A 6,080-nucleotide genomic window follows, 5' to 3' on the forward strand; every position below is an offset into this window, starting at 1 on the left:
AAAGATAGACAGTGTTTTTTGGAACTTCTTTCTGAATGCCATGAAATGTGGGGTATTCGGATTCTTGCCTATTGCTTGTTAAATAATCATTATCATTTGTTAATGCAAACCCCTCAAGCCAATCTTTCCCGAACTATGAGGCATCTGGATGGGTTGTACACACAGCGCTATAACCGAACGCATAAAAGGGATGGGCCTTTATTTAGGGGAAGGTATAAGGCTATTGTGGTGGATGCGGAGGAATATTTCCTTCAGGTAACCCGATATATACACCGAAACCCGGTGGAAGCAGGTAAAGTTCAAAACCCCATGGTTTATGAGTGGAGTAGTTGCCGGTATTATAGAAAAAGAAAAAAGAAACCCATGTGGTTAGATGTAGAACAACTACTTCGGAGGTTTCCAAAACGAGACCCATATAAGGCCTTTGAGAATTACATGAAATCGGAGATTGATGAACCGATAAAAACTTTTTATAGTGGTTCCAGATGGAATCCCATTTTAGGGTCAAAAAAATTTTTGGAAAGCATACGAAAGAAGATCAAAGGATTTGAAAAGAAAACGAAAGAAATACCAGAGGCACGAACTTATATTCAACCAACTCTAGAGACCTGCCTAAGGGCGGTAACAAGGGTATACGGGGTTAGGGAAGCTGAAATAAAGCGAGTGAGGAGGGGTCAAAGAAATGAGGCCAGGGCGATGGGGATATTCGTATGTCGAAGGATAGGGGGCATGAAGCTTGAAGAAATAGCCAAGGAATTTGGGATGGATGGATATTCAGGGGTAAGCAGTGTCATTGGAAGGATGGGCAGGGAGATGGAGAAGGATAGAAGGACAGCAAAACGGTTTGAGGAAATAAGGATAAAAATTCAAGGATGAGCCAAGTGCAGATTTGACCCCAAACTTCATGGACACTAAAAAAGGGGACAATACCCCTGGAGGTGTCCAATGAGGAAACCTCGAACCTTTCGCAAAACTTTTAGGTGCGTAAAAGGGGTCGATTCTATGGTTGTTGGTTGAGTAAGAATACCCCAAAATCCCCGGGGCTTGGCTCATGGGGGGATTCCCCCTTCGGGACCACAATTCTTCGTTAAGAAATTTCTCTTTCCTTCAAATCCATGAAACCGTAATTTTTCCAATTTTTTTTAGGAAATTACTTCTGGATTTCCGATAAACCCGTTCGGGAATGACGGGAGTGGGACTGGGAAAATCTTCATCGTAAAATCCCCCTAGCCCCCTTTGCGAAAGGGGGAAATAAAAAGCTGGATTCCCGATAAAACCGTTCCGGAATGACGAGAGGATGTTGCTAAGGAGCATGTTTGAGAAAGGCGGCCATGAGGATGATGAGGACGCCTAGGATCATGGAGGTATCTTGAAAGGGAATGTATGGCATACCGGTTTTTTTATTGGCCTCTGAAAGATTTTTTAGATTTAGAACAAAAATGGAAAGCAGAAGGGTAAAAAGGAGAATTTTAAAACTGAGGGCAAAAAAATAGGGTTGGCTGAACTCCATTCGGATACCCCGGGCGATTTTAATGTTTATGGTTCCCGTGACGAGAATGAGAGAGACCAGGAAAATGGAGATTTTCGTGAACTTAGTGTGAAGTTTTAAGAGAAAAGGTTCCCCGATTTCTTTGGCCACTTTTGATCTGAGGGTAGGCAATAAAACCAGAGAGTTAAAAAGAATTCCCCCGACCCAAATAAAGGCAGAAACCAGGTGAATCCAGAAATTCAGTACTTTGTAGAATTCCAATCTCGCACCAGTAGAGTGGGGGGGTCGAGTGGGTCCGTTAGGGAATTGTGTTCTACAAACCGTTTTTTAGTTGCCAGCAGGTTTTGTGGAACTTGGTTGAGCTGTTGCTTGGCCGTTACCCTGGGATTTTTTGGGCATGAGCTTGTCCAAAATCTCCTGCATCTTTGAGGGATCTTTGACCGCTTCTTCCATGGTGGCCTTGGCCTGTTCAATTCCCTCGTTAGCAATCTCCAGCGTAATGGCTTTTACCCCTTTGGACCGTGCATGATTTTCAACCATGCTCTGTGTGCAATCCCGCATATAACCAGGGGGAACTTTCTCGAGCCGGGTCTTCGCATCCCGAGTCCATTCAAATTCTGGGGCAGGAGCTTTGATTTTTTCCTCATTGTCTCCTAACAGTTCATCTTTCCAGCTGACTTCATCGGCGTATTCCATAATAATTTTTCCTGTAAAGTCGGCCGTGATGGTTTTGATGCCCATCTTTCGTGCCGATTTTTCAATGATGGCCTTCGTCCGGCGGCGCATATAGCCGGAAGGAACAGACCTTAACCTTTCTTTTGCTTCAGAGGTCCATTCAATGACGACATCGTCATAGGCCATTTCGACTTCAATGTTTCCTTCTGCCTTGGCGGCCGCATGGATAATTGACTTGTCGATAATTTTGAAGGCTGAACCCTCTCCCATACAAATCGGGCATTTCACTGGTTGGGATCCTTTGGCCAAATGGCCGCATCCAGAGCAGACCCAGTAATCCAATTCCCGGCGCTGGTCATAGTTGAGAATGTCCGCTCCAGCACTGGCGGCGGCGGTATCACCCATTAAACCCATGACCTGTGCGCTTTGGGTATTCATCAGATCTCGGACCACACCATCGTCTGCGGTCATTTTATTTCGATCGATTCCTTGTTCATCCAAGGTTTTTCCCATACCTTTCATGGCGGCTACCGCTTCAGGAGGGAGAAGATGTCCCATGGCTGTGTCTACCACTTCGTTGCTGATGATGCTGTGGCCTTTTTCAATGGCATAGCGATGAATGGCTGTTTTGGCCACACCGCGGGCAAACACGGGGATCTTTTCCATTCTTCTGGAGGCCTCTTCAGTCCAGGCCAGTGTATACATGGCCGTGGTGTCAATGGCCGGGGTATAGGTTCGGTTTGAAATTAAGATGTTGCAGGGAGCAAGCCGTAGGAGATTCTCGGTGTTGCTTCCCATATCCATGGTGTCATCACTATGGACCCCAATTCGGCCCAATACCAAGAGCCACGGTTTTTCCTTTTTGACATACTGAATGACCCGGTCAAATGGTTTCCCATCCAACAATGTGGTTTTAATTTTGGTCTCATCGGCTTCGGCCTCTTGCTTTGAAATATCCAGATGGGCCTGGTAAATTTTGGCGAGACCGCTGTCAATAATTTCCTCATGGAGTTTTTCCTGTTCTTTAAAGCGGAATACTTTTCCTGCTTCTTCGGAGAGAACGTCTGCGATACTGTTAAACATGGCGTAGTGGAAGTAGGGATCAAATGCGGAAACAGCCTCTACCGGAATATTTAGGGCTTTGCCGATAGCGATGGCTGTTTTGAGTCCCCCGTAGGAATGTGCGCTTCCATCCACTGCAGCCACAATTTTCCGGTTTCCGTTCATCGGTTTAAGGTCTTTGACCACAAAGATATCAGAAGACCTGGTTCTTCGAATGACCCTTTCGCATACGCTGCCGATAATGCTATCTCTCACTGCACCCACACCGAGTGCTCCCATGACCACCAGATCGTATTTTTCCTGGTTGATATCTTCGGTTATGACCTGGAAATTACGGCCCTCTAAGGCCCTTCGTTCAAAGGAAACGTTGGCGGATTTACATTGCTGATCCATGACATCTAAATAACAGTCCGTAATAATCACCAAACCACGGGTGATTAAGGAGTCGTGGATTTTCCGTTGGCGCTCCAACTCCTTTTCATCATGGTATTCTTCGGGAAGGCCTGATTCCATCTGTTTGAACCGCTTATCATGCATTTTAGCGGCGTAGGCGTGGCTGCCGATGACTGTTCCTCCGAATTGTTTGGCCAGATCCACTCCGATTTCAATGGCCTTGTTGGAATGGTCTGAATTATCAACAGGAACATAAATCCTTTTGTACATGGGTCTCCTCCTTAAAAAATAAGTCCTTATTATAAAAGGGTTTTAAATGCAAATCAATGAATTTTTTTGATTTTTTTGGGGTTTGCAACGCCATGGTTTTTCGGATTGAGAAGTTTAACCGGTGGCCGCCCCCTCTCCTAAGGTCCTAATAAAATGGATAACTTTCCAAACCTCTTCCTCGGTAATGATGGATGGTGAATAGGAAAACATCCGGGTCCCGGGGCTTCCGTTCCGTATGACCCAAAAAATCTCACCATCGGTTCTCAATCTGGCGAATTCAGGATTCGAAAAATCCCGGGGTCTTGGCCTTAATTCCAACCCCGCAGGTCCATCTCCCCTTCCGGTCATTCCGTGGCAGGTAAAACATGTTCCTTTCCCTTTAAATATTTTTTCTCCCTCGGAAATGGTTAGGGGGGAATTGGGAATTGGGTTTTCAATATTGCTTGCAGAGGCCGGGGCCCGGGGAATTCGAATATCCCTTTCCTCTGGTTCAGCGGATTTCTCTGGTTCTAAAAAAACAAAGAGATACATGAGGCCAGTAATCACGAGAAAAACCATTGTGAGTTGGAAAATGGCTTTTGGCAATTTATTTAAACTCCAAAAGGATGATGCAGTGGGTTTTCGGTGGTTTGAATTTTGAGGGTCAAAATGTGGTTTTTAAATTTCCTCCTCTTCTTTAATCATATCTTTCCATAAAGGCGGGCCTTCTGTTTCAAAATTTTTTGTGGATAGAAAATTAATCCCGTTATAGAGGTTGAGTTTAAATTTTCCGCCTCCAAAACGCTCAGATAAAAACCCTTTTACATTTTCCACAAAAGCCATGTCCATTGCTTTGTACCTGTCCATAAAGTGAAATTGAACCACCATCCCCACTTTTTCCTGGGCCAATACCTTGACCGTAGAGTCAGGCAGGAGAGTTTGAAAGGCGCTTTTTTGCTCTTCTTCAGAGGGGTAACCTTTTACCTGCGCGTGAGAGAACTTTTTAATATGCTCCCTATATAGATCCCACACCATCCCTTTATAAATGTCTTGATTTTCCATTGTAAATTAATCCAGTAACGTTTTTCGTTTCAGATTGATTAGAGGAGTCCTACTCTTTTTTTACACCTTCCTTGGGATCAACGGGCATGGCTGTTTGACATTTTGGGCACTTCACGTAAACGATATTGTCGAATAAACCGATGCTGTAATGATGAGAAAAAAGATCATATTCCGTTTGGCATGATTTGCAGGTGGTTACATTTTTACTGTATACCTCCTGGACCTTTTCTTTTGCCTGTGAGACCTCAGCCTGAACCTGTGATAAATTGGAATTGAGTTTGGAAATGGTTTTTTGCTGGTCTTTAAGGATTGCTTCTAAGTCTTTGAATCTTTGCTCAAATTTTTGAATGTCAGAATTAGTCATGTCATTCCCTTGGCTACGTGTTCTATGATCGGGACATCTTACAACAGCTCATTTCTCTTGTGCAACCCCTTTCTAGAAAAATTTAGTTGTTTATCTTTAGGTTTTGGGTATTTATGGGATGTTTTTTTTAGAGCGAATCTTGAAATTCACTTTCTTCCAGCCTTTATTCTTTGGGAAAATCCTTCTTTAAAAAAGAGGGAAAGGGGAGGTTTTTAAAAATTTTTTTGAGATTGAAAAAGGTCTGGATTTAACCCCTATTGAGACAAAACCTTATTAAAAAAAGTTTCATGTTAAATCTCCACCATCAACCGAGAACTTATCTTTTCCACCTGTTTCCCCAATAAAAGCCTTAATATCTTTTAATTTCAGGTTCTTGCATCGTCTTGATACATTATAAAGATCTTCCTGCTGGGATTTTTCATGCAATATTTTGGGGTAAAATTTGTTCAACGATGCAACATTTAGGTGTTGACAAAGGCATTTTTAAAATATATTTTTCCCTAGATTTTCTGTCTTATGAAAAGATTCTGAAGTTATTTTACCTTTTTTGTCCTGTTTCCTCCAATTGACGTAGGAATTTTTGTGGTAAAACGAAACCTCATTTTCCTTTCTTTCATTTCTATCCTCCTATTCTTCCTCATACCAAAATCCGGTGAATCCCTAGTCATTCCTCCGGACCCATTTGATTCTACCGACCGTTATGCGCTCCTGTTTAAGAACTCGGATGGGTCCATCACCCAAATTCAGGCGAAAATAAAAGCCCCCGGACCGGGCATTCTCGGGCCT

The 6,080-nt window shown here is 43.4% G+C and carries 7 protein-coding genes; 2 read left to right on the forward strand and 5 right to left on the reverse strand.

All coding sequences use genetic code 11. The features are described from left to right. Positions 1-282: 282 nt before the first annotated feature. Complete coding sequence (locus VGB26_13615; protein HEX9758815.1) at positions 283-876, forward strand: hypothetical protein; 594 nt, start codon at positions 283-285, stop codon at positions 874-876. 427 nt (positions 877-1,303) lie between these two features. Here the strand turns inward: VGB26_13615 and VGB26_13620 are convergent, their stop codons facing one another. The 5 genes from VGB26_13620 to VGB26_13640 all read right to left on the reverse strand — a co-directional run bounded on the left by VGB26_13620 (position 1,304) and on the right by VGB26_13640 (position 5,294). Further along, complete coding sequence (locus VGB26_13620; GenBank protein ID HEX9758816.1) at positions 1,304-1,750, reverse strand: hypothetical protein; 447 nt, start codon at positions 1,748-1,750, stop codon at positions 1,304-1,306. 66 nt (positions 1,751-1,816) lie between these two features. Beyond that, positions 1,817-3,889, reverse strand: a complete 2,073-nt coding sequence (locus tag VGB26_13625) for a universal stress protein (protein HEX9758817.1) — start codon at positions 3,887-3,889, stop codon at positions 1,817-1,819. A gap of 114 nt (positions 3,890-4,003) precedes the next feature. Beyond that, positions 4,004-4,474 carry a cytochrome c gene (locus VGB26_13630; GenBank protein HEX9758818.1) on the reverse strand — a complete coding sequence of 157 codons (471 nt, stop codon included), beginning with the start codon at positions 4,472-4,474 and terminating at the stop codon, positions 4,004-4,006. Positions 4,475-4,546: 72 nt separating this feature from the next. Continuing rightward, positions 4,547-4,930, reverse strand: coding sequence for a hypothetical protein (locus VGB26_13635; protein ID HEX9758819.1), 384 nt, complete (start codon positions 4,928-4,930; stop codon positions 4,547-4,549). A gap of 49 nt (positions 4,931-4,979) precedes the next feature. Further along, a complete protein-coding gene (locus VGB26_13640; protein HEX9758820.1) occupies positions 4,980-5,294 on the reverse strand; it encodes a hypothetical protein in 315 nt (104 codons plus the stop codon). 582 nt (positions 5,295-5,876) lie between these two features. On the opposite strand from VGB26_13640, the gene VGB26_13645 reads away from it, so the two are divergent. Beyond that, on the forward strand, positions 5,877-6,080 hold a 204-nt coding region (locus VGB26_13645), incomplete at its 3' end, for a hypothetical protein (protein ID HEX9758821.1).

This window comes from Nitrospiria bacterium, from assembly GCA_036397255.1.
Lineage (GTDB): Bacteria > Nitrospirota > Nitrospiria > DASWJH01 > DASWJH01 > DASWJH01.

Coding starts and splice junctions, on each gene's coding strand:
- VGB26_13635 (HEX9758819.1), bottom strand. CDS start 4,930: ATGGAAAATCAAGACATTTATAAAGGGATGGTGTGGGATCTATATAGG.
- VGB26_13640 (HEX9758820.1), bottom strand. CDS start 5,294: ATGACTAATTCTGACATTCAAAAATTTGAGCAAAGATTCAAAGACTTA.
- VGB26_13625 (HEX9758817.1), bottom strand. CDS start 3,889: ATGTACAAAAGGATTTATGTTCCTGTTGATAATTCAGACCATTCCAAC.